Source organism: Streptomyces sp. HPF1205 (assembly GCF_020400825.1).
GTDB lineage: Bacteria > Actinomycetota > Actinomycetes > Streptomycetales > Streptomycetaceae > Actinacidiphila.
In genome coordinates this window covers 84,926-110,402 of the sequence record NZ_JAINVH010000028.1, presented here as the reverse complement: position 1 = coordinate 110,402, position 25,477 = coordinate 84,926, and the positions used below count along the sequence as shown (strand labels likewise).

The window sequence follows — 25,477 nt, the reverse complement described above, 5'->3', positions numbered from 1 at the left end:
ATACGGCGCGGCCACCATGTGGGACAGCAACTACCAGCCCAAGCCCGCCTACAACGCCGCCATCTCCGCCCTGAGCACCGGCGGCACCACGACCGGCGGAACGACCGGCAGCACGACCACCACCGGCGGAACAACGGGTAGCACCACCACGGGTGGAACAACCGGCAGCACCACCACCGGCGGAACGACCGGCAGCACCACCACCACCGGCGGAACGACCGGCAGCACGACCGGCGGAACCGGCGGCGGCTGCCACGTGACCTACACCAAGAACGAGTGGACGGGCGGCTTCACCGCCGATGTCGTCGTCGGCAACACCGGCAGCACACCCGTCAACGGCTGGACGCTCGGCTTCTCCTTCCCCGGCGACCAGAAGGTCACCAACGCCTGGAACGCCACCGTCACCCAGTCCGGCAACAGCGTCACGGCCACCAACGTCAGCTACGACGCCTCCATCGCCCCGGGAGCCACCGTCGACTTCGGCTTCCAGGGCACCTGGGCGTCCAACGACACCTCGCCCAGCTCCTTCACCCTCAACGGAACCGCATGCAGCTGACCCGCTGAGGCACGCACGACGTGGGGCCCGCCCGCCGACCGCGGCGGACGGGCCCCACGCCCCTCCCGGTCGTCAGACGGCGACCACGTGCACGTCCATCGGCGCGAGGACGGTCAGGTAGGCGTGCATGTCTCCCGGGTCGGTGGTGAAGATCACCGCGCTGCCGTGGCGGGCCGCCGCCAGGGCTACCCAGGCGTCCACCGCGTCCGGTCGCTTCTTCGCCGGAAGGGCCGCCCGCCCCAGTGCGGTGCCGATGCGCCGCCAGTCCGCGAGGTCGGGGCCGGTCGCGCAGGCCAGACACTCGGGACGGCCCGCCTTCGTCTCACGCATGGCCGGCTCGGATGTCCGGGCCTGAGGGACGGTGCAGTCCTTCAGCACCCCGGACAGGGCGTGCACCAGCGCCGGCTGGGGGCGCCACACCTGGGCGAGGACCGGCCCGAGCACCAGCGCCCGGTGCGGGACCGTACGCAGTCCTTCGTGGAGAGCCACTGCCTTCGCCTTGCGGTCGGCGAGTGCGATGAGCATGCCGGTGTCGTACACCGGCACCCGCGCGCTCACGCCGCGTGGCCGGGTCGGCGGCCTTGCCGGTCCCGGCCCTGGACAAGGCCCAGGGCCTCCTCGACCTCGCGGCGTTCCTGCTCCGTCAGTTCCGCGGTCGGTTCCGGGGCGGGTTCGGCGGGCAGCCGGTCCGCGGCTCGCTCCGCCCTGGCGATGAGTGCGTCCACCTCGGCGAACTGCGCCTCCACGGCATCGCTCTCGGCCATCTGACGCGTTGCCGCGTGCACCAGGTACGCCGAGACGTCCATGCCCGCCCGTTCCGCGTGCTGCCTGATGCGTTCGGCCTGGTCCTGCTCCAGGCTGATGGTGATGCGCGTCTTCGTCACGAGGGCATCGTAATACGCGTATGACGACAGTGCGAGCACGGTCGGCCGGGGCGTGCGAGTGGGCGGGCACCGTGTGGCCGACGGCTCCCCGTTTCGTACCGATCCCTTCCCGGCGAAGGGCAGACGAGTCGGGCTGTACGCCGGGTTCTGTGCCCCGGGACCTCGCGGTCGTCGGGGCGACGGCCATCCATCTCGGGCTGCCGTTGCCGACAGCCTCGTGCGGTCCACCCGCGGACTCGGGCGGGCAGCCCTCGAACGTCCGCGCAGAGCGGCCGGAGCCGCTCCTTTTGACCTTGCTCCGGGTGGGGTTTACCGAGCCGCCCAGGTCACCCTGGGCGCTGGTGGTCTCTTACACCACCGTTTCACCCTTACCGAGGACCGAGGTCCCCGGCGGTCTGCTTTCTGTGGCACTGTCCCGCGGGTCACCCCGGGTGGGCGTTACCCACCACCCTGCCCTGTGGAGCCCGGACGTTCCTCGGCGGATCCGTGGATCCGACGCGGCCGTCCGCCCGGCTCGTCTGCCGTACCGCCATCGTAGTGGTTCGCGGCGGCCGGCACGTAACCGCCGGCGCCCCGCCGGGGCCGTAGGCTGCGGGGCGGGGCCGGGGAAAGCCGTACCCGAGCGAGGTGAAGGAGAAGTCGTGCTCGTCCTGCTGCCGCCGTCCGAGGGGAAGGCCACCGCGCGGCGCGGGCGGCCCGTCGCGCTGGAGGCGCTGTCGCTCCCGGCGCTCACGCCCGCGCGGGCGGCCGTACTGGACGAGCTGACCGCGCTGTGCGCCGGGGACGAGGAGAAGGCGGCGCAGGTGCTGGGGCTGAGCCCCGGGCTGCGCGGCGAGGTGGCCAGGAACGCCGGGCTGCGGACCGCGCCCGCGCTGCCCGCGGGACGCCTCTACACCGGGGTCCTGTACGACGCCCTGGATCTGGCCGGCCTCACGGCCGCGGCCCGGCGCCGCGCCCACCAGTCCGTGCTGGTCTTCTCCGGGCTGTGGGGGGCGCTCCGCCTCACCGACCGCGTCCCGCCGTACCGCTGCTCGATGGGGGTACGGCTGCCGGCGCTCGGCGGGCCGGCCGGTTACTGGCGGCCGCACCTGGAAGCGGTGCTGCCCGAGGCGGCGGGCGGCGGCCTCGTGCTGGACCTGCGCTCCTCGGCGTACGCCGCCGCGTGGAAGCCCGGCGGCGACCTCGCCCGGCGGACCGCGACCGTGCGGGTGCTGCACGTGTCGCTCGTGGCCGGGGTCGAGAAGCGGACCGTGGTGAGCCACTTCAACAAGGCGACCAAGGGCCGGCTGCTGCGTGCCCTGCTGGAGTCCGGGGCCCGCCCGAAGAGCGTCGCCGGCCTCGCCGGCGTCCTGCGCGACCTGGGTTTCACGGTGGAGGAGGGCCCCGGCGGGCGGCTGGACGTGCTGGTACGGGAGGTGTAGCCGCCGAACCCCGCCGGGTCCGCCGGGCACCGGGCGGCGGGCCCTCGGCTCAGCGCAGGTGGCCGGTGTCGTTGAGGTAGGCCACCGAGGCGTTGCCGTCGTCGAAGACGCTCACCGCCGACAGGGACGCCGGGGCGAGGTCCATCCGGAAGAGGGCCTCGGAGGGCGCGCCCAGGGCGAGCCGCAGCACCGTCTTGATCGGCGTGACGTGGCTGACCACCAGCACCGTCCCCCCGGCGAACCGCGCCACCAGCCGCTCCTGCGCCTCGGCCACCCGCCGGGTCACGTCGTCGAAGCTCTCCCCGCCGGGCGGCGCCACGTCCGACGCCGAGAGCCAGGCGTCGAGCGCCGCCGGGTCCTTCGCCTGGACCTCGGGGAAGGTCAGGCCCTCCCAGTCGCCGAAGTCCGTTTCGCGCAGTCCGTCGTCGGTCTCGGGGGCGGCCGACCCGAGCCGCCGGGCCACCGCCTCGGCCGTCTGCCGGCAGCGGGCCAGCGGCGAGGTGACGACGGCGTCCACGCGGCCGCGCGCGGCCAGTGCCTCGGCCGCTCGTTCCGCCTGCCGGCGCCCCTTCTCGGAAAGCGCCGGATCGGGTCCGCCGCTGCCGGAGAACCGCTTCTGCTCGGTGAGTACGGTCTCGCCGTGCCGCAGCAGCACCAGCCGCGTCGTACCGGCCGGATCGGAGGAAGCCACGGTCTGCCTACAGCCCGGACTCGGCGGTGCGCACCAGGATGCGGCCGCAGTTCTCGCACCGCACCACCGCGTCGGCGGGCGCCGCCCGCACCTCGTTCAGCTCGGTGATGTTCAGCTCCAGCCGGCAGCCCTCGCAGCGCTTCTGGTAGAGCCGGGCCGCGCCGACGCCGCCCTGCTGGGCGCGCAGCCGCTCGTACAGGCTCAGCAGGGGGCCGGGCAGGCCGGCGGCGAGGTCCTCGCGCTCCTTGGCGACGGTGAAGCCCTCGGCGTCGATCTCCTGGAGCGCGGCGGCCCTGCGCTGCTCTGCCTCGGCGGCCTCGGCCTGCACGGCCTCGGCCCGCCCGGCCAGCTCGGCGGCACGCTCCTGCGCGGCCTCGCGCCGCTCCATGACGTCCAGGACGACGTCCTCCAGGTCGGACTGGCGCTTGGCGAGCGAGGCGATCTCCCGCTGGAGGTTCTCCAGGTCCTTCGGCGAGGTCACCACGCCGGAGTCCAGCCGCTGCTGGTCGCGGGCGGCGCGCTGCCGCACCTGGTCGACGTCCTGCTCGGCCTTGGTCTGCTCGCGGGCGGTGTCGCTCTCCTCGGTCCTGGCGGCCACCAGCAGGTCGCGCAACTGGGCGAGGTCGGCGGACAGCCGCTCGATCTCGGCGTGCTCGGGCAGGTTCCTGCGCTTGTGGTCGAGCTGCGCGAGGCGCGAGTCGAGGGCCTGGACGTCGAGGAGTCGGATCTGGTCGGCGGGCGCGGCGTTCAGCGGGGGGCTCCTGGGCTGGAAGGTGCGCGCGAGGCGCTGGTGGGAAGGGGGGCGGCCGAGGGGTCGGCAGGGGTGGTCGAGGGCGCGTGGGCGGACCACGGATCGGTGACCGCGTACGAGACGTGGGTGCGCAGGGCCCAGCCGTGCCGGTCGGAGATCTCGTCGAGCTGCCCCGCGGCCTGTTCGCACCAGGGCCACTCGGTGGCCCAGTGGGCGGCGTCCACGAGCGCGGGCGGCCCCGCCAGCAGGGCCTCGGAGGCGGGGTGGTGCCGCAGGTCGGCGGTGAGGAAGACGTCGGCCCCGGCCGCCCGTACCGCGTCGAACAGGCTGTCACCGGCGCCGCCGCACACGGCGACGGTACGGACCGTGGCGGCGGGGTCGCCCGCGATCCGCAGTCCGGTGGCGGTACGCGGCAGGCCGTGCGCCGCGCGGGCCGCGAAATCCCGCAGGCTGAGCGGCGCGTCGAGCTCGCACAGCCGGCCCAGGCCCCGGCGGCCCCGGGGGTCGGCCGGGTCGGGTACGAGGGGGCCGGTGACCCGCAGGTCGACGGCGGCGGCAAGGGCGTCGGAGACGCCGGGGTCGGCGCGGTCGGCGTTGGTGTGCGCGACGAGCAGTGCCACGCCGCCCCGGATCAGGGTGTGCACCACCCGGCCCTTGAAGCCGGCCGGGCCGACCGGCGCCACGGAGGTGGTGCCGCGCAGGTAGAGCGGGTGGTGGGTGACCAGCAGGTCGGCGCCGATCCGCACCGCCTCCTCGGCGACCTCGGGCACCGGGTCGACGGCGAACAGCACGCGCGACACCTCGGCCGCCGGGTCGCCGCACACCAGCCCCACGGCGTCCCACGGCTCTGCCAGCTCCGGGGGCCAGAGGGTGTCGAGAGCGGCGACGACGTCGGACACGGTAGGCACGGAAGGAAGGTTACCGGCCCGCGGCACCCGGCGCGGTGCCCGCGCCTTCCCCGGCACAGCCGACCACACCGGCCCGGGCGGCAGGCGTGATTCGCCGCAACCGCCACCCTTACGTGTGAACCCTCCCCACTCGCGGTGATCGTCCGGACGTGCGAAAACTACGGTCAGGCGGCGGAGGTGGACGATCCATGACCGTGACCGCCGGCCCCGCTGCGACCGCCGGGTCCGCCCTGACCGCCGAAGCCCCGGCCCCGCCCGCCGATGCCGGGGCGCCGACCACCAGTCCCGGGGCCGCGCCCGGCGGTGCAGGGGCTGCGCCCGGTGCTGCAGGGGCCTCGGCCGCCCGTGCCGGGGCCGCGCCTGCCGGTGCTGGGGCCTCGACTACTGGTACCGGGGCATTGAGCACCGGTATCGGGGCCACACCCGCCGGTGCCACCGGCACCGCCTCGAAGGGGGCCGCCATACCCGCGCCATCGCCCGGTACCGCTGGGCCGGGCGATGCCCGGACCGCCGGGGTACGGGCCGCCGGCGCCAGGCGCTTGGGGGCCGGGACGCCCTCCGCCGGGGCCGCCCCCGTGCGGGCCGCCGGCACCCGCACCTCAGGCGGCGGGCACCCAGGCACCCCGGCCGCCGAGGTACAGGCCACACCCACCCGCACCCCAGGCAGCGGGCACCCAGGCACCCCGGCCGCCGAAGCCGGGACACCCGCAGCCGAGACCGCCGAGGTGCGGGCCGCCGGCGCCAGGCGCTTGGCGGCCGGGACGCCCTCCGCCGGGGCCGCCCCCGTGCGGGCCGCCGGCACCCGCACCCCTGGCGTCCGCGCCCCAGGTGCCGCCTCGGCCGCGTCCCGTACCGCGCGGTCGGCAGCCGCAACCAGTGTGACCGGGATGAGTGGGACGACCGGGGTCACCGTCGTGAAGGTCGGGCGCTTCGGGCCCGACGGCCCGTCCGGGCCTGCTGGTCCACCCGGGCTTGCCCGCCCGTCGGCTGCGGCCCGGGCCGTGCGGACCGTCCGTACCACCGCGGCCGGTCCAGCGGCCGGTGGCTCCGCCCGGACCGGCGCCAACACCGCTGCCGGGTGGGGTTCGGCGGACCGCCGCGTGGTGCGGCGCACCGGGTTCGTCCTGGCCGCCGACGGTTCGTACGGCGCGTGCCTGGCGGAGGCGGAGCCGGCGGACGGCGACCCGGGCGGCGGACGGTGGTTCGCCGAGCGGTGGACGCTGGACGGGCCGGAACCGTACGCCGTGTCGCTGGCCGGGGCCCGCCCGGAGGACGTGGGCTCGGCGCGGGTGCTGCCGCTGCCGGACGGCCGGGTGCTGGTGATGCGGCGCGCCGACGACCGCTGCGACGTGGTGCTGGCGTACCCCACCGGCCCGCGCACGGGCGAGGTGCCGGTGGGCTCGCTGGCCGGCACCGAGGTACGCCTGCTGCCGCCGTCGCCCGCCGCCGGCCGGGTCTTCGCCCTGGTGCCGGGGGCCGGCCGGACCACCGAGATCTGGCAGGTGCACGGCGATGGCGTGGGCCCCGCGCGGGTGATGACGGTCGCCGGGCGCTGTACGGGCGGGGTCTGGCTGGACCGCGGCGGACGCCTGCTCGCGCTGGACCGTGAACTGGACGGTCGTACGAAGACGGCCGCGGTCGACCTGCACACCGGTGAGGTCAGCGCGCTGCTGCAGATCACCGAGGACAGCGACGACCGCCTGCTGCTGGCCGAGCCGGACAGCGGGCTGCTCGTGCTGCGCAGCGACGCGCCCGGCCGGCCGCGGCTGGGCTGGGGGGTGCTCGGCAGCAGGCGGCCCGTGCGCTTCCCCGACAGCCTCCACTTCGACGGCGCGCTGCTGACGCCGGTCGCCGCCCAGCCGGGCCAGATCCTCTCCCCCGACTCCTGCGCCGTCGCCCTGCGCGCCCAAGTGCCCGGCGGGGCGGAGTCCCTGGTCCTGTGGCGGCCGGGCGAGGGCAGGCCGCACTTTCGTCCGGCGCCCGCCGGCTGGCTCGGGCCCACCGCTTTGTGGCTGCCCGGCCGGCCCCTGTGCCTGCCGTACGCCGTGCCCGACTGGCCCTGCGGCCTGGCCCCTTATGACGTCCCGCCGGCCGGGACCGACGCCGTGCGCCCGGCCCCGGCGCCCCGGCCGACCGGCGTACGCGGGCGAGTCGCGCGCCCGCCCGCCGTACTCCCGCTGCAGCAGGCTCCGTTGGCTTCCGCGGCCGCCGGGTGACCGCCTCGCGGGCGGGGGCCGGCCCGGGCCCCCGGGAGGGCGCCGCCGCCGTCTCGATAGACTCGCCGAGGATCTTATTTCCTTCATACGACCTACAGCAGTTCGCAATTCCCGGGGGAGAAACCGACCCATGTCCGACACTACGAACCATGAGCACATGACCGACGGCACGGCGGGCCGCCACCGCGGCGAGGCGGCGCCGGAAGAGGCGGAGAGGACGCAGCCGCACGGCAAGCACCGCCGCCCGGCCGACGACTGAGCGTCGCCCGCGTCCCACGCCCCACGCCCCACGCCTGACGTCCGCGTCCGACGTCCCACGTCCGACATTCCGCACCCCACGTCTGACGTCCCACGTCCGACGTCCGGCATCCCACCTCCGGCATCCACCGCCCCGCGCCCCGCGCCCCGGTCCTCGCCGGGAAGCGGAAGCCGCGCCCGGCCGCACCGGCCGGGGGGGCCACGAGCCGGGCGGCACCCGGCACCCCGCGCGCGTCAGGCGCGTACCCCCGTCCCCGGGCGGGCCGACGGCATCCGTCCGACCGCCCGGGGACTTTTTCCGCACCCGGCGCGGGCGGCCAGGCGCGGCCCCGCCGCTCACGCCTTACGCCTCCCGCCGCCCGCCTGCCGCCGCCCGCCTCCCGGAGCCCGCCTCCCGGAGCCCGCCTCCCGGAGCCCGCCTCCCGGAGCCCGGGAACCGCCAGGGTCCACGGGGTCGTGAACACAACAAGGGGGCTGACTTTCTGTCGGTGCGGCCGGTTACGCTGTGTTCGCGTACCGCCGAGGCGCGCGCGGAGTGTGATCGTCCGGCGGGGGGACCAGTGATGCACCGGACGGGGACGGGGATCGCGATGACGATCGACGGGGAGTGCGCGCAGGAGGCGGACCGGACATGCCGCCGCGCCTGGTGGCGCCGGACCAAGGACTTCGACGAGGAGATCGAGCACCTCAAGCAGCCTGACGGCGCCTCGCTGCTCCCGTGGATGCTGATGGCGGTCGGCCCGGCCACCGACGTGGCCAAGGGCCAGGTGTCCCACCCGTGGCTGGCCACCACCGGGCTGGCGGTGTTCTGCGTGCTGTACGTGGCGGTGTGCCGCACCGCCTTCAGCGAGCGCTGGCGCGCCACCAAGCTGCCGATCCGCCTGCTGGCCGCGCTGGCGGTCACCGCCGCGGCGCTCGCGATCGGGTACGGCCGGGACTTCCTGCTGCTGTTCGTCCTCGTCTCCCTGGGCGTGGGCAGCGTGGCCACCAGCCGCCGCCACCTGGGGCTGATGCTGATGCCGCTCAGCGCCACGGCGGGCACGGTCTCCGGGCTGCGGCACGAGGGCTTCTGGTCCACCGCGAGCCTGGCCTACGGCACGTTCCTGTCCGGGCTGGTGGTCTCCGTGATCATCACCCTCTTCCACGCGGTCGACCAGCTCAAGGCCACCCGGCAGGAGCTGGCCCGCTCGGCGGTGGCGCAGGAGCGGCTGCGCTTCTCCCGCGACCTGCACGACCTGCTCGGCCACACGCTGTCCGTGGTGGTGGTCAAGTCCGAGGCCGCCCGCCGGATCGCCTCCCGCGACCTGGACGCGGCGCTGGGCCAGGTCGCCGACATCGAGGCGGTCGGCCGCCAGGCACTGACGGAGATACGGGAGGCGGTCACGGGTTACCGCGAGAACAGCCTGTCCACCGAACTCGACCGGGCCCGCTCGGCGCTGGCCGCGTCCGACGTCGAGCTCACCGTCCAGGAGTCGGGGCCGCCGCTGCCGCCGCAGACCGAGGCGCTGCTGGGCTGGGTGGTCCGCGAGGGCGTCACCAACGTGGTCCGGCACAGCGGCGCGACGCTCACCCGCGTCGAACTGCGTACGGAGGCCGGCCGCGTTCGGCTCACCATCACCGACAACGGCCGCGGGCCGGCCCCCGAGGAGGCGCCCGCCGACGCCTCCTCCCCCGCCGTTCCCCCAGCCGCTCCTCCCGCCTCTTCCACCGCCACCGCCGTCCGCCGCCGCACCGGGACGGGGCTGCGGGGCCTGACCGAGCGCCTCGCCTCGGCCGGCGGGTCCCTCACGCACGGCCCGGCCCCCGGCGGCGGCTTCCGGGTCACGGCGGTCCTGCCGGTGGAGGACGACAAGTCCCTGTGAGGCGGGGCGGGACGCCGTGGACCGCGACGGGCCGCAGAAGGCGTTCAGGCGTCTCGTACGCGCGGCGGCAGGCCGCCCGCGCGCCGCTGGTCCATCGTTTTCGGCTGGGGACGGGGCCGTGGGGCCCGGGCTGTCTACGCTGAGGCCATGACCGACACCGCCGAGGGGGCGTCCACCGCGTCGATCCGGGTACTGCTCGCCGAGGACCAGGGGATGATGCGGGGCGCGCTCGCGTTGCTGCTGGGCCTGGAGGACGACATCGAGGTGGTCGCCCAGGTGGCGGCGGGGGACCGTGTCGTCGAGGAGGCGCTGGCCGCGCGGCCGGACGTCGCGTTGCTGGACATCGAGATGCCGGGCCGCGGCGGGCTGGACGCCGCCGCGGAACTGCGCGAGCGGCTGCCGTCGTGCCGGGTGCTGATCCTCACCACGTTCGGGCGGCCGGGTTACCTGCGGCGGGCGATGGAGGCCGGGGCGAGCGGCTTCCTGGTCAAGGACGGGCCGGTGGAGGACCTGGCGGACGCGATCCGGCGGGTGCTGCGCGGCGAGCGGGTGATCGACCCCGACCTGGCGGCGGCCGCCCTGAGCACGGGGCCGAGCCCGCTGACCCCGCGTGAGCAGGACGTGCTCAACGCGGCCGCCGACGGCGCCACGGTCGCCGACATCGCGGCCAGGGTGTTCCTGTCCGAGTCGACCGTGCGCAACTACCTGTCGGCCGCGATAGGGAAGACGGGCACCCGCAACCGTATGGAGGCCGTGCGGACCGCCCGGCAGAACGGCTGGCTGTAGCGCCCGCCCGCCCCGCCGGTACGCCACCGCCGTACGCCCCGCCCCTGGCTCCCGCGCCCCCGGCCCCCGTACTCCCTTTACTGGAGGGCCGCTTCCTTCGGGGTCGGCTTCGGCAGCAGTGCGATCAGGCAGGTGCCGACGGCAAGGATCGCGGCGCCGACCAGGAAGGCCCGCGCGTAGCCGGAGGCGAGGGCGTCGGCGGGCGCGGCGTGGGCGGCCGTGCGCGCGGCGATGCGGTCGGCCGCGGTGGTCGCGAGGACGGTCAGGCCCAGGGCGCCGCCCAGTTGGCGCGAGGTGTTGAGCAGGCCGGAGACCAGGCCCTGTTCGCCGATGCCGACACCGGAAGTGGCCGCCGCGGCGATGGGCGTCATCAGCAGGCCGGCGCCGAACATGGTGACGACGCCCGGTCCGAGGATGCTCCCGGCGAAGGTGCCGTGCGCGGTGAGCGTGCTCTGCCAGGCCAGTCCGGCCGCCGACATCAGCCCGCCGGCCGCGCCGACGATCCGCGGGTCCATCCGCGCCATGAGCCGCGGCGCGATCTTGGAGCCGATGATGATGGAGACGGTGTGCGGCAGGAAGGACAGGCCGGCCCGTACCGGGCTGTAGTGCAGTACGCCCTGCATGTAGAGGGACAGGAAGTACCAGGTGGCGAAGGTCGCGGCGCCGCACGCGAGCAGCACGGCGTTCGCGGCGGACACCGACCGCACCCGGAACAGCCGCAGCGGCATGAGCGGTTGGGCGGTGCGCCGCTCCACCGCCGTGAAGAGGGCGAGGACGGCGAGTCCGGCGGCCAGCGGCGCCAGGGAGGCGGTGGACGTCCAGCCGTGCGTCTCGGTCTGCGAGATGCCGTACGCGAGGGTGGCGACACCGCCGGTGACCAGGACCGCGCCGGGCACGTCGAGGCGCCGGCCGGCCGGGCCGCGGCTCTCGGTGAGGCAGGAGAAGGCGGTGGCCAGGACGACCAGGCCGACCGGCACGTTGACCAGCAGCACCCAGCGCCACGACAGGTAGTCGGTCAGCACGCCGCCGACCAGGCCGCCCGCGGCCCCGCCGCCGGCGCCGACCGCGGTCCAGGTGCCTATCGCCCGGGTCCGCTCCGCTCCCTCGGTGAAGGAGGTGGTCAGGATGGACAGCGTGGTCGGCGCCAGGACGGCCGAGCCCAGGCCCTGCACGGTCCTGGCGGTGATGAGCATCCACGGGTCCTGCGCGAGGCCGCCCGCGAGGCTGGCCAGGGTGAACAGGCCGAGGCCGGTGAGGAAGACCTTCTTGCGGCCGAAGAGGTCCGCGGCCCGTCCGCCGAGCAGCAGGAACCCGGCGAAGGTGAGCGCGTAGGCGTTGACCACCCACTGCTGGCCCGTCTCGCCCATGCCGAGGCTGGTCCGCATGGACGGCAGGGCCACGTTGACCACGGAGACGTCGAGGACCACCAGGAACTGCCCGGCGCACACCGCCAGCAGGACCGCCCACGCCGGGGCCGTCGCCCCCCGGCCGCCTCGTCCGGTCTGCCGCCGTTCGCCCAGGAGTTCAGTCATGGTCTCCATGCTGCCGAACGCGGCGGCGCAGCGGCATCGGGATTTCGACCTACGACCGGAGGTCCCCTCCGGTCCGCGGCGGGCTCCGCCCGGCCGTCCAGGTGCGGGCCCTTCGGTGGGGGTCCTCGGGGGTCCTTAAGGTGGCAACCATGACAGACGTGCTCGCGGCGTTCGAGGCCGCCAAGGGTTTCATGCCGGTGGACGAGGGGCTGGCCCTGTACGCGGCGGCGAAGGAGGCGGCGGCCGGGCTCGGGCTGCCGCTGCTGGAGGTGGGCACGTACTGCGGGCGCTCCACGATCCTGCTGGCGGACGCGGCCAGGAGCGCGGGCACGGTCGCGGTGACCGTGGACCACCACCGCGGCAGCGAGGAGCAGCAGCCGGGCTGGGAGTACCACGACGCCTCCCTGGTCGACCCGGCCACGGGCCGCATGGACACGCTGCCGCAGTTCCGCAGGACCCTGTACGCGGCCGGACTCGAGGACGACGTGATCGCCGTCGTGGGCCGCTCCCCGCAGGTCGCGAAGCTGTGGCGGCAGCCGCTCGGGCTGGTGTTCATCGACGGCGGCCACACCGACGAGCACGCGGGCGCCGACTTCGAGGGGTGGGCGCCGCTGGTGGCCGAGGGCGGTCTGCTCGTCGTCCACGACGTGTTCCCCGACCCCGCCGACGGCGGGCAGGCACCGTACCGCGTCTACCGCCGCGCCCTGTCCGGCGGCGACTTCACGGAGGTCTCGGCGACGGGCTCGCTGCGGGTGCTGCGGCGCGTGCGGGGCGTACGGGGAGTGCGGGGGTAGCCCGCGGGAGTACGGGCAGCCCGCACGAGAGCGGGGGCGGCTCCGAGGAGTGCGGGCCGGCCCGGAAGAGCAAGGGGCGTGCCAAGGATCGGTCACGATAGAGTCGCCCGCGTGTTCAGCAACGAGTCCGGTGGGGGCGGCCGTCGCGGTCCCCTCCTCATAACCGCCGCCGTGGTGCTCGCCGCGTGCCTGGCGGGCTGGCTCGTGTACCGGGCGGCGGACGGCGGTACGGGGACGGACGCGGGCGAACACGCCGGTCCCACCGCGACGAACGGCGGGACGAACGGCGCGACGACCGGCGGGACACCCTCCGTGGCGCCGGACGGCACCGCGGGCGCGCGGCCCGGCGGCCCGGCGGGGGCGCGTTCGCCGCGGGCCACCGTTCCCGCGACGCGCGCGGGCTCACCGGGCCCGGCGAGGAGCGGTCCGCTGGCCGGGCGTGTGGTGGTCCTGGACCCGGGCCACAATCCCGGCAACTTCCGTTATCCCGCGCGGATCGCGCGCCTGGTCGACATCGGCACCGGCCGCAAGGAGTGCGACACGACCGGCACGGAGACGAACGCCGGTTACACCGAGGCCTCGTACACCCTGGACGTCGCCCGCCGGGTGCGGACCATCCTGGCGGCCCGGGGCGCGCAGGTCACGCTGACGCAGGACGGCTCCACCCCGTACGGCCCGTGCGTGGACGAGCGGGCCAGGATCGGCGACCGGGCGCACGCCGACGCGGCGCTGTCCATCCACGCGGACGGCGGTCCCGCCTCCGGCCGCGGCTTCCACGTGATCGCGCCCGAGTCGCTGCACGAGGGCGCGGCCGACACCCGCGCGATCGCCGCGCCCTCGCTGCGGCTGGCGACCACGCTGCGCGCGCACTTCGCGGCGGCGACCGGCGAGCCGTTCGCGAACTACCTCGCCGACGGCACCGGTTTGACCGTCCGCGGCGACCTGGGCGGGCTGGACCTCTCCACCGTGCCCAAGGTCTTCATCGAATGCGGCAATATGCGCAACTCCGTCGATGCCAAGGCGTTGACGGACCCCGGCTGGCGGCAGCACGCTGCCCAGGGGATCGCCGACGGGCTGACCGCCTTCCTCGAAGGGAAGAGGTGACGGTCTTCCGGCGAGAGAGCGACGGGGGCGAGGTGACAGGGGTGTAGCAGTCCGGTATGGATCGCGCACCAATGGTCATACCCGGCCCACGAGCTGAAGATCACACCCGTACGATGGGGCACCCGCATGTGCCTTGCCGGACCGGTACCCACTTGATACCCACCGAACGACTCGCAGGACCTCGCGCACCAGCGACAGGGGCAGCGACCGACAACCGCACGACCGCACGACCGACCGACACATGACGTAAGGACAGGACCTGAAGTGAACATCCGCTCCCTGACCCGAGGAGACGGCGCGGTGATCGGCGCGGCTCTGCTGCTGCTGATTTTCTCCTTCCTGCCGTTCTTCACCTATTCCGGCACCTCCAAGTCCACAAGTTCGTGGAGCCCGGCCCTGTTCCCGCTGCTGCCGACCGTGACGCTGGCCGCGCTCGCGACCGCCGCCCTGTTCGCCTTCGCCCGCCAGCAGCCCGGCCGCCAGGTCGTGGGGCTGACCCTGGACCAGTGGGCCACGGCGCTGGGTGTCTTCGTCGGCTGGTCGGCCTTCTGGTCCATCTTCTCCAACGTCATCCCGGGCGGGCTCGGACAGAACAACGATGGCGTCAGCAAGGGCGCGGGGGCTTGGCTGACGTTCATCTTCGGTATCGGCCTGGCGGTGCTCGCGGTGCTCAACAACCGGCTGCCCGCGCTCAAGGCGCCGCTGATGGGCGCCGCCCCGGCGCCGCAGCCGTACGGCGCGGTCGGCGGCGCGCAGCCGTACGCGGCCGCTCCGCCGCAGGCCGGCTACGGCTACCCGGGCGGCGCCCAGTCGGTGGACCCGGCGTACGCGCAAGCGCAGGCCCCGGCCCCGTACGGCGCCGCCGCCCCGCAGCCCGCGCCGGCCGCCGCCGCGCCCGCCGGCGGCGACTTCACCGCCTTCTGGTTCGCGGTGCCGGTGCCGCGCCCGCTGTACGCCGAGGACGGCAGCGGCGGCCAGATCGCCGAACTCACCCCCGGCACCTGGTACCTCGCGGTCGACCAGCGCGGTGCCGCGCTGATCGCGCAGACCCAGGACGGGCGGCGCGGTGTCCTCCAGGACAGCAGCGGCATCCAGCGCGGCTGACCCGCCGGTCGGACGAACGGCCGGCGCCCCTCCGGGAAGGACACGGAGGGGCGCCGGCCGTTTCGCGCCGCGGGAGCGCCGGGGGCGACGTCAACCGGGGTTGTTCGCGCCCGACTTCAGGTCGGACAGCGACGGGACCTTGTTCTTCACGTCGGCGCCGGCGCTCTTGCCCGCGTCCTTCACCTTGGTGATCGTCTTGTCGTAGTCGTCGACGATCGAGTTGACGTCCTCGCCGTTCCTGAGCTTGGCCGGCAGCGCCTTCAGGGAGGCGATGCCCGCGGTGACGGGGGCCAGCGCCTTGCTCAGCGCCGGGTCGCCCTTGGCGTCCGCGACGGCGGCCTTGAGGCGGTTGTACGCGAACGCGCCCGCGAGGGCGGCCTTGACGAAGGTGAGCTTGCGGCCCGGCGCGCCCTTCTTGAACCTGCCCGCCTTGGCCGGCTTGACGATCCACTCGTACGTGGCACCGGCGGCGAGCCCGGCGTTGAGCACGAAGCGGGTCTTGGCGAACTTCTTCCGCTCGGCGGGGCTGGTCGGACTGGGGCTGGGCTGGGCCGCGCCCGGTCCGGCCGCGGGTACGGCGGCCGCGGGTACGACGGCGGAGTGTCCGGCGACTGGGCCCGCCGCGGCCGCGTGCCCGGCGCCGGCCGGGATCACGAGCAGGGCGAGGGCGAGCGACAGGACGACCAGGGCCCTGCGGGCGGGGTTTCCGGTGGTCACGACGCACCTCCGGTACTGGGCCGTGAACGAGGGTGGCAGGCCATGGATGACGGCGGTACGTTCCGGGCATAGCGGCACCTATGCCGACGTATCCTCCAGCAGGATCACCCGAACGGTCGACCGCCGCCATTCGAGCAGGTCGGCACGGGTGTCGCCGAGCGTCCGCCGGCCTTTCCCGGGACTCGTCCACCGCGTTTCAACCACCCCTTCGGGGCAATGCGACCGACATGGCCAGACGGTATGGCGGCAACCCCGCCGCGGTGATCATCCTGATCGCCGCAGACATCGCTTCGCTGATCCTGATCCTGTGGATCCTGTTCTTCCTGCTGGACGCAAATCGGGCCAACGACCTGGTCAACTGGGTCCATCATTCGGCGAACTGGCTGGCGGGCTGGTCCCGCGACCTGTTCACGCCGGACAACGCAAAGTGGCGCACGGTGCTCAACTACGGTCTGCCCGCGGTCGTCTACCTGGTCGTGGCGCACGCGGTGGCAGGCCGGGTGAATCGGGTATAGCAGTCCATCGGCTACAGCACCGCGTCGGGTACGGCACCCCGACCGGATCGTACGACGGCGTGCCGGGACCTGGTCAGGTGCCGAACGCGGGCCCGGGCCCGGCACGCCGGAGAGGTCAGCAGCAGTCGGGCGCGAGTCCGTACGGCAGCCGCTCCGCCCCGAAGACCGCGGTGGTTGCCTCTTCTCCCCCGAGGGCGGCCACCGCCAGCAGCAGCGCCGCCGCGGTCCAAGTGGTGCGCTCCGCGGGCCAGAAGGCGTCGTCCTCGTAGACGTAGCCGGTCCAGTACAGGCCGTCCTCGGCGCGCAGGTGCTGGATGTCGGCGAGGACGCGGACCGCGTGGTCCGAGCGGCCCGCCGCCCACAGCGCGAGGGCGAGTTCCGCGCTCTCCCCGCCGGTCACCCACGGGTTGGGGACGACGCAGCGCACGCCGAGGCCGGGGACGACGAACCGGGACCAGCCCTCGTCGATGCGCTCCAGTGCGCGCGGGCCGCGCAGCGTGCCGCTGAGCACCGGGTAGTACCAGTCCATGGAGTAGCGGCTCTTGTCCAGGAACCGCTCGGGGTGGCGGCGCACGGCGTGCCCGAGCGCGCCCGTGGCCAGTTCCCAGTCCGGCTGCGGCTCCTCGCGGTGCTCGGCGATGGCCAGGGCGCAGCGCAGCGCCTGGTGGATGGACGCGCACCCGGTCAGCAGGGCGTCGGCCACGGCCTGCCCGCCGTCCTCCCGCTTCCAGCCGATCTGCCCGCCCGGCTGCCGCAGGGCCAGCACGAACTCCACGGCGCGCACGACGTGCGGCCACATCCGGTCCAGGAAGGGGTCGTCCCCGGTGGCCAGGTAGTGGTGCCAGACGCCGACGGCCACGTAGGCGCAGAAGTTGGTCTCCCGGCCGCGGTCGGTGGGCCGTGCGGCGTCGCCGTCCTGGTAGGCGGCGAACCAGGAGCCGTCCGGGTTCTGATGCCGCGCCAGCCACTCGTACGCGGCCCGGGCCCGCTCGTGCTCGCCCGCCGCGTCCAGCGCCATCGCGGCCTCGGTGTGGTCCCACGGGTCGAGGTGGTGCCCGGCGAACCAGGGGATCGCGCCGTCCGGGCGCTGCAGCGCCGCGATGCCCGCGACGGTGGCGGCGGCCTGGCCGGCGGTGAGCACCCCGGGCAGCGCCAGCCGTTCGGTCCGGCCGCCCTGGCCGCTGCCCGCCCGGGTCACCTGGCGGTGCTTCCGACGGGCCCGGCCGCCGCGGCCCCGGCCCGGGCGTCGGCCGGCAGGTGCGGCTTGGTCGCGTAGGCCACGAAGCTCTTGCCGATCAGCGGGTTGAGGGCCTGTTCGGCGAGCCGGGTGGCCAGCGGCCGCTTCATGATGTCCCAGACCAGCAGCTTGTGGTAGAGCCGCACCGGCAGGGCCTTGTCGTCGTCCACGCCGACCGCGCACTTGATCCACCAGTAGGGCGCGTGCAGGCCGTGCGCGTGATGGGTGCCGTACGGGGCCAGGCCCGACTCGCGCATGCGGTCCAGCAGTTCGTCGGCCCTGTAGATGCGGATGTGGCCGCCCTCGACCTCGTGGTAGGCGTCGGACAGCGCCCAGCAGATCCGCTCGGGTCCGTAGCGCGGCACGGTGACCGCGATCCGGCCGCCGGGGCGCAGCACCCGTACCATCTCGGCGAGCACGCCCTTGTCGTCGGGGATGTGCTCCATCACCTCGGAGATGATGACGGCGTCGAAGCTCTCGTCGGGGAACGGCAGCGCGAGGGCGTCGCCCTCCATGGCGGTCGCGGACGCGCCGGCCGGGGCCTCGCCCGCCTCCTTCATCGCCGCGAACCACTTGGCGACCTCGCGGATCTCCTCGCCGTTGCGGTCCAGGGCGACCACGCGGGCGCCGCGCCGGTAGCACTCGAAGGCGTGCCGGCCGCCGCCGCACCCGAGGTCCAGCACGCGGTCGCCCGCGGCGAGCGGGAAACGGGTGAAGTCGACGGTCAGCATCAGCGGTTGCTCCCCACGGGGGTGGCCGGGTCGTCCGAGACGGCGGAGGCGGCGTTGTCGGCAGTGGCGGCGGTATTGGCGGCGGTGTTGGCGACGGTGGCTGTGTTGGCGGTGGCGGTCCTCGCGGTGGGCGGCAGCGCCGGTATCGGCGGCCTGCGGGGCCGGTGGGCGCGCCGGTCGGCGATCGCCTCGCGGTAGACCTCGGCGGTGGCCTGGGCGGCGCGGGCCCACGTGAAGCGCTCCAGGACGCGGGCGCGGCCCGCGGCCCCCAGCCGGCGGCGCAGTTCGCCGTCGTCCAGCACCCGGTCGAGGGCGGCGGCCAGCGCGCCCGCGTCACCAGGCGGCACGGCCAGGCACGTCTCGCCGTCGCGGCCGGCCACCTCCGGGATGGCGCCGCCGGTGGTGGCCACCAGCGCGGTTCCGGTGGCCATCGCCTCGGCGGCGGGCAGCGAGAACCCCTCGTACAGCGACGGCACGCACGCCACTTGGGCACCGCGGATCAGGTCGACGAGTTCGGCGTCGCTGATGCCCTTGACGAACTCCACGGCGCCGCCGAGCCCGAAGTCCTCGATCGCCCGGGCGACCGGGCCCTTGTCCGGGCGCGCGCCGACCACCACCAGGTGGGCGCCGGGCCGGGTGACCCGCAGCTTGGCCAGCGCCTCGACCAGGAAGACCAGGCCCTTGAGCGGCACGTCGGCGCTCGATGTGGTGACGATCCGCCCGGGCACCTCGGCGACCGCCGGGTCGGGCGCGAACAGCCGCGTGTCCGCGCCGATCGGGACGGTACGGATGCGCTGCGGCCGCACGCCCAGGTCCGCCACGATCTCCTCGCGCGAGGAGCCGGAGACGGTCACCACGGACGGCAGCCGGCGGGCGACCCGCTTCTGCATCCGCGTGAAGCCGTACCAGCGCCGGACCGACAGCCGGCGCTTGCGGTCCCGCGCGGCGGCCAGCTCCAGCCGCCGGTCGACGGTGATGGGGTGGTGGATCGTCGTGACCAGCGGCAGGCCGAGGCCCAGCAGCCCGTAGCCGAGGGTCTGGTTGTCGTGGACGACGTCGAAGTCGGCGCGGCGGGCGGCCAGGTGGCGCCTGGCCCGCAGGCTGAAGGTCAGCGGCTCGGGGAAGCCGCCGGTCCACATGGTGGCGACCTCCAGCACGTCGATCCAGTCGCGGTACTCGCCGCGGCCGGGCGTGCGGAAGGGGTCGGGCTGCCGGTAGAGGTCCAGGCTGGGCAGCTTCGTGAGGACGACGCCCTCGCCGACCGCGTCCAGCACGGGGTACGGCTGCGCGCCGATCACCTCGACGCTGTGCCCGAGCGCGGCCAGTTCCCGGGACAGGTGCCGTACGTAGACACCCTGACCGCCGCAGAAGGGGTTGCCCTTGTAGCTGAGCAGCGCGATCCGTAGCGGCCTGGCCTCCTGGGTCACTCACGGCCCCCTTCTGCCTGCGATTGAGCCGGAGCGTAACCGGTCGCGCTAATCTAGAACAAGTTTCAGACTTGATGGTACAGAACACGTCCCCTTCCGCGTCCTCCCGGCCCTCCCGGCCCTCCCGGTACTCCCGGTCCTCCCGCCGCGCACCGCACGCACGAGCGCGCGCCGCACGGGCCGGCGGGGGGACCCGGCACGGACCAGCCCGGACCCGGCACGGACCAGCCCGGACCCAGCACGGACCAGCCCGGACCCAGCACGGACCCAGCACGGACCCACGCAACAGCCGCCAACAGTACGGAATCTGTACGGAAACGGAACGGTACGCCATGGCACCCACGACCGCGGACCCCGGCCCGTCGCAGCTCCCGCTGACCGAGCGGCAGGAGGCCAGGCGCCGCCGGATCCTGGCCGCCAGCACCGCGCTGGCCTGCCGGGGCGGCTTCGACGCGGTCCAGATGCGGGAGGTCGCCGAGACCTCCCAGGTGGCGCTCGGCACCCTCTACCGCTACTTCCCGTCCAAGATCCACCTGCTGGTCGCCGTCATGCGCGACCAGCTCGGCCAGTTGCACGAGGCGCTGCGCACCCGGCCGCCGACCGCCGAGGACCCCGGCGAACGCGTCGCGGAGACGCTGCTGCGGGCCTTCCGGGCGCTGCGGCGCGAGCCGCGGCTGGCGGACGCGATGGTCCGCGCGCTGATCTTCGCCGACCGCTCGGTGAGCGCCGAGGTGGACACCTGCTCCCGGCTGACCACCACGATCATCCTGGACGCGATGGCGCTCGCCGACCCCCCGACCGGCGAGCGGCTCTCGGCGGTCCGCGTGATCGAGCACACCTGGCACGCGGCCCTGGTGAGCTGGCTGGCCGGCCGCTCGTCGGTGGACCGGGTGACCGCGGACATCCGCATGGCGTGCCGACTGCTGGAATTGCCGGAACTACGCCAGAAAGCGGAACGCCCGGGCATGCGCTGAGACCCTTCGGGAGCGCGCACGCGCTGACGCGCGCCCCCCCATGCCCCTTCACGCTGTCCGACTGCCCCGACTTGACCGAAAAGCGGGACTTTCGGCATGGCATGCCCACGGGTTAGGAAGGACAGGCGCCTGGCCGGGGGGTGGCGTTTGGGGGCGGACGTCGACGCGAGGGGATGGGACAAGTGATACGTGTTCTGGTGGCCCACGAGCAGAGCCTGCTGCGTTCCGCGCTGGTCGCACTGCTTGAGCAGGAACCGGACTTCGAGGTGACGGCGACGGACTGGCCCCGGTTGGGCGAGTCGGGGCGCAGGACACTTCCGCACGTCTGTGTCGCGGACGCGGACTGTCCCGGCTGGCGGCAGCACGCCGGTGGCTGGAGCAGACCGGAGGACCCGCGTGTTTCCGGGCGCGCGGCTCGGAGCCGGGGGCGCGCGGACGCGCGAGGGGGCGCGCGGGGCGGCTGGGTCGACGGCGGCGGTCACGGGGGCTGGGGGCACTGGGGCCGCCCGGGGGGCCGGGCGGCCCGCGGCGATACGGGGCCGGGCGGGCGGGTGGGGACGGGCGGCCCGGCGGAGGGGGCCGGCGCCGGGCACGGGCTGTCGTGCGCCGCGTTAGTGGTGCTGACCGGCGCCGGAAAGCCCGGCGACCTGCGGCGGGCCTACGAGGCGCGGGCGCTGGGCTTCGTCAGCAAGGACCGGTCCGCCGACCGGCTGCCCACCGCGGTGCGCCGGGCGGCGGAGGGGAAACGGTTCGTCGACGAGTCGCTCGCCATGGAGTTCCTGCAGGCGGCCGACATGCCGCTGACCCGACGGGAGCTGAGCGTGCTCTCGCTGAGCGCCGAGGGGGCGTCGGTTCCCGAGATCGCCCGCAGCCTGCACCTGTGCGACGGGACCGTGCGCAACTACCTCGCCGCCATAACCCGCAAGACGGGCGCGCGCAACCGGGTCGACGCCATCAGGATCTCCCGGGTGGCGGGCTGGGTGTGAGGCCGGCCACCGACCAGCCGCCCACCAGGTCGCGGTAGAGCGGCGAGCGGGTCGGCAGGTCCTCGTGCGTACCGTGCACGGCGTGCGTGCCGTCCAGCACGAGGACCCGCCCCGCCCGCCGCGCCGAGCTGATCCGGTGCGCGACGACCACGAGCGTGCCGCCCGGCCGGGCGGCGAACGCCCGTTCCGCGACGGCCTCCGCCGCCGGGTCCAGGTGGCAGGTGGCCTCGTCGAGCAGCACCAAGGGCGCCGGGGACAGGTACGTGCGGGCCAGCGCCAGCAGTTGCCGCTCGCCCGCCGACAGCGCGGCCGGCTCCACCTGCCCGCCGAGCCCGCCCAGGGCCGCCACCAGCGGACCGGCGCCCACCGTTTCGGCGGCTGCCAGCACCTCGGCCTCGTCGGCGCCGGGCCGCAGGTAGCGGAGGTTGTCGCCGACGGTCGCGCCGAATACGTACGCCTCCTGGGGGACGAGCGCGGGCCGCCCCGCCACCACCACCCGGCCGGCGTCGGGGCGCAGCAGCCCGGCCGCGAGCCCGGCCACGGTCGACTTGCCGATCCCGCTCGGCCCGACCACCGCCAGGTGCTCGCCCTCCGCGACGTCCAGGTCCAGCGCCCGCACCACCGGCCGGGCCCCGGCCCCGTACGCGAAGGTGACTCCCTCGAACCGCAGCACGACCCCGCCCCCAGCCCGCGGCACCGACTCGTACGTGCCCGTCCCCCGCCCCCCCACCGAACCGCCCCCGGCACCCCCCGCAAGCCCCTCGCGCCCCCGCCCCGGCCCGGGCACGGCGGCCCGCCCGCCCGAACGGCCACGGGCCACGTCCGGCTCGGAGGACCAATCGTCCGAACCACCACCCGCCGCCTCGGACACGCGGCGCCCCCGGCGCCCCCGCCCCGGCCCGGGCACGGCGGCCCGCCCGCCCGAACGGCCACGGGCCACGTCCCGGGCAGCCGCCTCCCCGTCCGAACCACCACCCGCCGCATCCCGCGGGGAGGAGCGCCGCTTGGGCCGCCAGGCGGCCGGTCCGCGGGGGGCGGCCGGCTCGGGCGCGGCTTCGGCGGCGGGCGGTTCGCCGTCCGGTTCACCCTCCGATTCACCCTCCGCGGCACCGTCCCGCTCGCCACCCGTGACGCGTTCCAGTACCACGCCCAGCCGGGTGCCAGCCGCGCTCAAGGTGTGGACGAGGTTCTGGAGTGCGGGCTGGAGGGACTGGGTGAGGTAGGTGAGCGTGCCCAGGAGGGCGCCGGCGGTGACGCGGTGGGTGGACAGCAGCCAAGGGGCGGCCACCAGGAGCAGGACCACGGGGAGCCGGCCGCCGATCGCGGGGGCGGCCGCGCGGGCGACGCCCCAGCGGGCGAGGGAGCACTCGGCCCGCAGTTCCGCGTCGACGCGTTGACGCGCGCGCTCCGCCATGACCTCCTCCGCGCCGCACGCCCTGATGTCGCGCAGCCCCCCCGCCAGTGTGCCCAGTTCGGCCGCGAGGGCCTCGTCGGCGGCGAGGTAGCGGTGCTGGCGGGCCGCCAGTGGCCGCAGGGCTGCCGCGAAGAGGGCGATGCCCGCCGCCAGCGGCGGTACCACGATCAGCAGCGTCATGGGAGCCAGCGCGCACATTCCGGCCAGAGCGGCGGCCGTGGTGAAGGCGAACGACCGCAGGACCAGGACGAGTCCGCCGAAGGCGTCGCGGGCGATCTCGACCTGGTGGGTCAGCCGCGAGACCACGGACGAGTGCGGTGTGGCGCGGCCGCGCACGGCGGCCCGTACCCCCCGTCGTACCACCGTCTCGACCAGTCGGTCCCGCAGCGGCTCCACCAGCGCGGCCAGGGCCCGGAAGACGCGGGCCGTGCCGAACGCGCCGACCGGCACGCACAGCGCCGCCAGCGCCAGCCACCACGCGCCCACGGCGGGCCGGTCCCGCAGGAAGCCCTGGTCGACCGCCTTGGCCAGCGCGAAGGCGCCGAAGAAGGTCTGCCCCGCCTCGACGACGGACCATCCGGCGAGGACCGCGAGCACGGCCCGGCGCTCCCGCAGGAAGCCCCGCATCCCCCCGTTCACGCCGCCCCCTCGCCGGCGGCGTCCGGCCCGGCGCCGTCGTCGGCCGCGGGGGCCGCGAACAGCGCGCGGTACTCCGCCAGCGGCCACAGGTCGGCGTGCGGGGCCAGGGCGCGCAGCCGGCCCGCGTCCAGCCAGGCGACCAGGTCGGCGCGCGCGGCGGTCGTCGGGCGGTGGGTGGTGACGAGACGGGTACGGCGGCCCGCCGGGTTCAGCAGGGCGCGGGCGACGTGGTGTTCGGTGACCGTGTCGAGGCTGGAGGTGGCGTCGTCCAGGATCAGCAGGCGGCCGTGGTGGGCGAACGCGCGGGCCAGGCCCAGGCGCTGGACCTCGCCGCCGGACAGGGGAGCGCGGGCGGGCGGGGTCCCGTACCCGCGCGGCAGCAGCGAGACGAACTCGTCGGCACGGGCGGCGCGCGCGGCGGCCCGGACCCGGGCGGGGGGCAGCGGCCCGCGGCCGAAGGCGATGGCCTCGGCGAGGGTGTCGCCGAGGAGGACGGGCCGGGCGAAGGCGTACGCGACGGCGTCCCGCAGCTCCGCCTTGCCGAGGGCGGTCAGGGGACGTCCGTCGAGCAGGACCGTCCCCTCGTCGGGGTCGGCCAGCCGCCCGGCGATCGCGGCCAGGACGGACTTCCCGGCGCCCGACCGCCCGACGACGGCGACGCAGGCGCCGCCCGGTACGGTCAGGTCGAGCCGGTCCAGGACGACCGCGCCTCCGCGCCGCGCGGTCACCCCCCGCAGCTCCAGCGTCCCGTCCCCCACCTGCCCGGCCTGCCCGGCCGGCCCGGCCGGCCCGCTCCATGCCGCCGGCCGACCTCGTACGGCGGACCCGTGCGGTGCCTCAGCCGCGTCCGGTGCCGCGTACCCATCGGGTGCCGCAGCCGCGTCCGGTGCCGCGTACCCATCGGGTGCCGCAGCCGCGTCCGGTGCCACCGGCTCACTCGCGCCCGCCCCCTCCCGCGCCGGCAGCCGGCCGTCGCCGTAGGGCATCACGGGCACCGCGAGCACCGCGGCGAGCCTGCGGGCCGCCGCCCGGGCCCGTACCAGCGCGCTGAGCTGGCCGACCGCCAGGCCGATACCGGTGGCCAAGGCGGCGTAACGGGTGGCGGCGAGGAGGCCGCCGACGCTCATCGCGCCCTGGGTGACGCGCCAGCCGCCGACGGCGAGGACGAGGATCTGCAGGAGCGGTACGAGGACGGCGGCCTGCGCGGTCGCGCGGCCCTGGACGTGCCACATGCGGAAGCCCTGGGCGCTGAGTTCGGGCAGCGGCGCGAGCACCCGGGCGGTCTCCCGCTCCTCGGTGCGGGCGGCGGCGATCGTGCGCGCGCCGCCGAGCGCCTCGACCAGGCGGGCGGCGATCCGGCCCTGGGCGTCCTGGTAGCGGATGACGCTGTCGGAGGACACGCGCGCGAACCGCCGTACGAGCAGGGCCATCGGCGGCGCGCCCACGAGGAAGGCGGCCGCGAGCCAGGGGTCGGTCAGGCCGAGCGCGACGATGCCGCCGAGCGGGCCCGCGACGGTGGCGGGCAGCGCGGCGGCGGCGGTGGGTCCGCAGGCGGCGTCGGCGGCGTTGCCGACCATGCGGCTGACCAGGTCGCCGGCGCCGGTCGCGGCGGCGGGCTCGCCCGCGGCCAGGACGTGCCGGACGACCGTCCGCCGCAGGCCCGCCGCGGTTCTCGCGGTGGTGGTGGCGGCGAGGACGTCGGCGGCGGCGCCCAGCGCGAACTGCCCGGTGACCACGGCCGCGCACGCGCCCACCCACGCACCGCCGGACCGGCCGCGCAGCAGCAGGTCCAGGGCGTGGCCGAGGACGTAGGGCAGAAGGAGCGTCAGCCCGGTCTGGGCCGCGCCCAGCAGGACGAGCGCGGTGACCCGCGCCCAGGCCCGGCGCGCCGCGTCCAGCAGGATCCGGTCGCCCGAGGGCGGTTGGCCGGCCATGCGCGACCTCCTGGTGGAGCGGAAAGACCCGGGTGC

23 protein-coding genes, 1 other RNA gene and 1 pseudogene are annotated in these 25,477 nt (G+C 75.5%); 12 read left to right on the top strand and 13 right to left on the bottom strand.

The features are described 5' to 3' along the window. On the top strand, positions 1–556 hold a 556-nt coding region (locus K7G61_RS37060; protein WP_308190712.1), incomplete at its 5' end, for a cellulose binding domain-containing protein. Positions 557–628: 72 nt separating this feature from the next. Here the strand turns inward: K7G61_RS37060 and K7G61_RS26855 are convergent. The 3 genes from K7G61_RS26855 to rnpB all read right to left on the bottom strand — a co-directional run bounded on the left by K7G61_RS26855 (position 629) and on the right by rnpB (position 1,957). After that, on the bottom strand, positions 629–1,081 hold the full coding sequence (locus tag K7G61_RS26855; protein WP_225849568.1) for a hypothetical protein: 453 nt from the start codon (positions 1,079–1,081) through the stop codon (positions 629–631). Between the two features lie 29 nt (positions 1,082–1,110). Beyond that, positions 1,111–1,440, bottom strand: a complete 330-nt coding sequence (locus K7G61_RS26850) for a ribbon-helix-helix protein, CopG family (protein WP_225849567.1) — start codon at positions 1,438–1,440, stop codon at positions 1,111–1,113. 120 nt (positions 1,441–1,560) lie between these two features. Further along, positions 1,561–1,957, bottom strand: an RNA gene (gene rnpB, locus K7G61_RS26845) — RNase P RNA component class A. 124 nt (positions 1,958–2,081) lie between these two features. On the opposite strand from rnpB, the gene yaaA reads away from it, so the two are divergent. Next, on the top strand, positions 2,082–2,861 hold the full coding sequence (gene yaaA / locus K7G61_RS26840) for a peroxide stress protein YaaA (RefSeq protein WP_225849566.1): 780 nt from the start codon (positions 2,082–2,084) through the stop codon (positions 2,859–2,861). A 49-nt stretch (positions 2,862–2,910) separates the two neighbouring features. Here the strand turns inward: yaaA and K7G61_RS26835 are convergent. The 3 genes and pseudogenes from K7G61_RS26835 to K7G61_RS26825 form a co-directional block, all read right to left on the bottom strand. Further along, positions 2,911–3,597, bottom strand: a pseudogene (locus K7G61_RS26835) (histidine phosphatase family protein); the annotation flags it as partial. Continuing rightward, the gene (locus tag K7G61_RS26830; protein WP_225849575.1) at positions 3,560–4,303 is read right to left on the bottom strand and encodes a zinc ribbon domain-containing protein; all 744 of its coding nucleotides are present in this window, start codon (positions 4,301–4,303) and stop codon (positions 3,560–3,562) included. The pseudogene K7G61_RS26835 and the gene K7G61_RS26830, both read right to left, overlap by 38 nt. After that, positions 4,300–5,211 (bottom strand): Nif3-like dinuclear metal center hexameric protein, encoded by a 912-nt coding sequence (locus K7G61_RS26825; protein WP_225849565.1) that lies wholly within the window; start codon positions 5,209–5,211, stop codon positions 4,300–4,302. Before K7G61_RS26825 ends, K7G61_RS26830 begins: the two co-directional genes overlap by 4 nt. A 1,100-nt stretch (positions 5,212–6,311) precedes the next feature. Between K7G61_RS26825 and K7G61_RS26820 the strand changes: the two genes are divergently transcribed. The 4 genes from K7G61_RS26820 (at position 6,312) to K7G61_RS26810 (ending at position 10,333) form a co-directional block, all read left to right on the top strand. Beyond that, positions 6,312–7,427, top strand: coding sequence for a hypothetical protein (locus K7G61_RS26820; protein ID WP_225849564.1), 1,116 nt, complete (start codon positions 6,312–6,314; stop codon positions 7,425–7,427). A gap of 130 nt (positions 7,428–7,557) precedes the next feature. Further along, complete coding sequence (locus K7G61_RS36620; protein ID WP_263984893.1) at positions 7,558–7,686, top strand: hypothetical protein; 129 nt, start codon at positions 7,558–7,560, stop codon at positions 7,684–7,686. A gap of 589 nt (positions 7,687–8,275) precedes the next feature. Beyond that, entirely contained in the window at positions 8,276–9,547 is a 1,272-nt protein-coding gene (locus tag K7G61_RS26815) for a sensor histidine kinase (protein WP_225849563.1), read from the top strand. Between the two features lie 147 nt (positions 9,548–9,694). Next, the gene (locus tag K7G61_RS26810; protein WP_225849562.1) at positions 9,695–10,333 is read left to right on the top strand and encodes a response regulator transcription factor; all 639 of its coding nucleotides are present in this window, start codon (positions 9,695–9,697) and stop codon (positions 10,331–10,333) included. Between the two features lie 77 nt (positions 10,334–10,410). Here K7G61_RS26810 and K7G61_RS26805 read toward each other — a convergent pair whose 3' ends face one another. Then, entirely contained in the window at positions 10,411–11,865 is a 1,455-nt protein-coding gene (locus K7G61_RS26805; RefSeq protein WP_225849561.1) for an MFS transporter, read from the bottom strand. Between the two features lie 149 nt (positions 11,866–12,014). Here K7G61_RS26805 and K7G61_RS26800 point away from each other — a divergent pair, with 149 nt between their 5' ends. From K7G61_RS26800 to K7G61_RS26790, 3 genes are all read left to right on the top strand, one after another. Continuing rightward, complete coding sequence (locus K7G61_RS26800) at positions 12,015–12,659, top strand: class I SAM-dependent methyltransferase (RefSeq protein ID WP_225849560.1); 645 nt, start codon at positions 12,015–12,017, stop codon at positions 12,657–12,659. Positions 12,660–12,770: 111 nt separating this feature from the next. Next, the gene (locus K7G61_RS26795) at positions 12,771–13,763 is read left to right on the top strand and encodes an N-acetylmuramoyl-L-alanine amidase (RefSeq protein ID WP_225849559.1); all 993 of its coding nucleotides are present in this window, start codon (positions 12,771–12,773) and stop codon (positions 13,761–13,763) included. Between the two features lie 264 nt (positions 13,764–14,027). Beyond that, positions 14,028–14,867, top strand: coding sequence for a DUF5336 domain-containing protein (locus tag K7G61_RS26790; RefSeq protein ID WP_225849558.1), 840 nt, complete (start codon positions 14,028–14,030; stop codon positions 14,865–14,867). 90 nt (positions 14,868–14,957) lie between these two features. Here the strand turns inward: K7G61_RS26790 and K7G61_RS26785 are convergent, their stop codons facing one another. Next, positions 14,958–15,584 carry a hypothetical protein gene (locus K7G61_RS26785; RefSeq protein ID WP_225849557.1) on the bottom strand — a complete coding sequence of 209 codons (627 nt, stop codon included), beginning with the start codon at positions 15,582–15,584 and terminating at the stop codon, positions 14,958–14,960. Between the two features lie 227 nt (positions 15,585–15,811). Between K7G61_RS26785 and K7G61_RS26780 the strand changes: the two genes are divergently transcribed. After that, the gene (locus tag K7G61_RS26780) at positions 15,812–16,099 is read left to right on the top strand and encodes a hypothetical protein (protein WP_225849556.1); all 288 of its coding nucleotides are present in this window, start codon (positions 15,812–15,814) and stop codon (positions 16,097–16,099) included. A 115-nt stretch (positions 16,100–16,214) separates the two neighbouring features. On the opposite strand, the gene K7G61_RS26775 is transcribed toward K7G61_RS26780, so the two are convergent. Genes K7G61_RS26775 through K7G61_RS26765 form a run of 3 tightly spaced genes read right to left on the bottom strand, consistent with a single transcriptional unit; the run spans position 16,215 to position 19,494 of the window. Then, the gene (locus K7G61_RS26775; protein ID WP_225849555.1) at positions 16,215–17,297 is read right to left on the bottom strand and encodes a prenyltransferase/squalene oxidase repeat-containing protein; all 1,083 of its coding nucleotides are present in this window, start codon (positions 17,295–17,297) and stop codon (positions 16,215–16,217) included. After that, entirely contained in the window at positions 17,294–18,067 is a 774-nt protein-coding gene (locus tag K7G61_RS26770; RefSeq protein WP_374204244.1) for a class I SAM-dependent methyltransferase, read from the bottom strand. Before K7G61_RS26770 ends, K7G61_RS26775 begins: the two co-directional genes overlap by 4 nt. After that, complete coding sequence (locus tag K7G61_RS26765; protein WP_225849554.1) at positions 18,067–19,494, bottom strand: glycosyltransferase family 4 protein; 1,428 nt, start codon at positions 19,492–19,494, stop codon at positions 18,067–18,069. Before K7G61_RS26765 ends, K7G61_RS26770 begins: the two co-directional genes overlap by 1 nt. 332 nt (positions 19,495–19,826) lie before the next feature. On the opposite strand from K7G61_RS26765, the gene K7G61_RS26760 reads away from it, so the two are divergent. Both K7G61_RS26760 and K7G61_RS37055 read left to right on the top strand, forming a co-directional pair. Further along, a complete protein-coding gene (locus K7G61_RS26760) occupies positions 19,827–20,468 on the top strand; it encodes a TetR family transcriptional regulator (RefSeq protein ID WP_225849553.1) in 642 nt (213 codons plus the stop codon). Positions 20,469–21,082: 614 nt separating this feature from the next. Next, positions 21,083–21,454 carry a response regulator transcription factor gene (locus K7G61_RS37055; protein ID WP_308190711.1) on the top strand — a complete coding sequence of 124 codons (372 nt, stop codon included), beginning with the start codon at positions 21,083–21,085 and terminating at the stop codon, positions 21,452–21,454. Here the strand turns inward: K7G61_RS37055 and K7G61_RS26750 are convergent. Both K7G61_RS26750 and K7G61_RS26745 read right to left on the bottom strand, forming a co-directional pair. Then, a complete protein-coding gene (locus K7G61_RS26750) occupies positions 21,423–23,507 on the bottom strand; it encodes an ATP-binding cassette domain-containing protein (protein ID WP_374204243.1) in 2,085 nt (694 codons plus the stop codon). The two genes, K7G61_RS37055 and K7G61_RS26750, sit on opposite strands and share 32 nt — an antisense overlap. After that, entirely contained in the window at positions 23,504–25,441 is a 1,938-nt protein-coding gene (locus tag K7G61_RS26745) for an ABC transporter ATP-binding protein (protein WP_225849551.1), read from the bottom strand. The genes K7G61_RS26750 and K7G61_RS26745 overlap by 4 nt, the downstream gene beginning before the upstream one ends. Positions 25,442–25,477 lie beyond the last annotated feature (36 nt).

Excerpts from the sequence above, each read along its gene's own strand:
- K7G61_RS26745 (WP_225849551.1), bottom strand. The coding sequence starts at position 25,441 with ATGGCCGGCCAACCGCCCTCGGGCGACCGGATCCTGCTGGACGCGGCG.
- K7G61_RS26780 (WP_225849556.1), top strand. The coding sequence starts at position 15,812 with ATGGCCAGACGGTATGGCGGCAACCCCGCCGCGGTGATCATCCTGATC.
- K7G61_RS36620 (WP_263984893.1), top strand. The coding sequence starts at position 7,558 with ATGTCCGACACTACGAACCATGAGCACATGACCGACGGCACGGCGGGC.
- K7G61_RS26805 (WP_225849561.1), bottom strand. The coding sequence starts at position 11,865 with ATGACTGAACTCCTGGGCGAACGGCGGCAGACCGGACGAGGCGGCCGG.
- K7G61_RS26855 (WP_225849568.1), bottom strand. The coding sequence starts at position 1,081 with ATGCTCATCGCACTCGCCGACCGCAAGGCGAAGGCAGTGGCTCTCCAC.
- K7G61_RS26760 (WP_225849553.1), top strand. The coding sequence starts at position 19,827 with ATGGCACCCACGACCGCGGACCCCGGCCCGTCGCAGCTCCCGCTGACC.
- K7G61_RS26815 (WP_225849563.1), top strand. The coding sequence starts at position 8,276 with ATGACGATCGACGGGGAGTGCGCGCAGGAGGCGGACCGGACATGCCGC.
- K7G61_RS26810 (WP_225849562.1), top strand. The coding sequence starts at position 9,695 with ATGACCGACACCGCCGAGGGGGCGTCCACCGCGTCGATCCGGGTACTG.
- K7G61_RS26800 (WP_225849560.1), top strand. The coding sequence starts at position 12,015 with ATGACAGACGTGCTCGCGGCGTTCGAGGCCGCCAAGGGTTTCATGCCG.
- K7G61_RS26770 (WP_374204244.1), bottom strand. The coding sequence starts at position 18,067 with ATGCTGACCGTCGACTTCACCCGTTTCCCGCTCGCCGCGGGCGACCGC.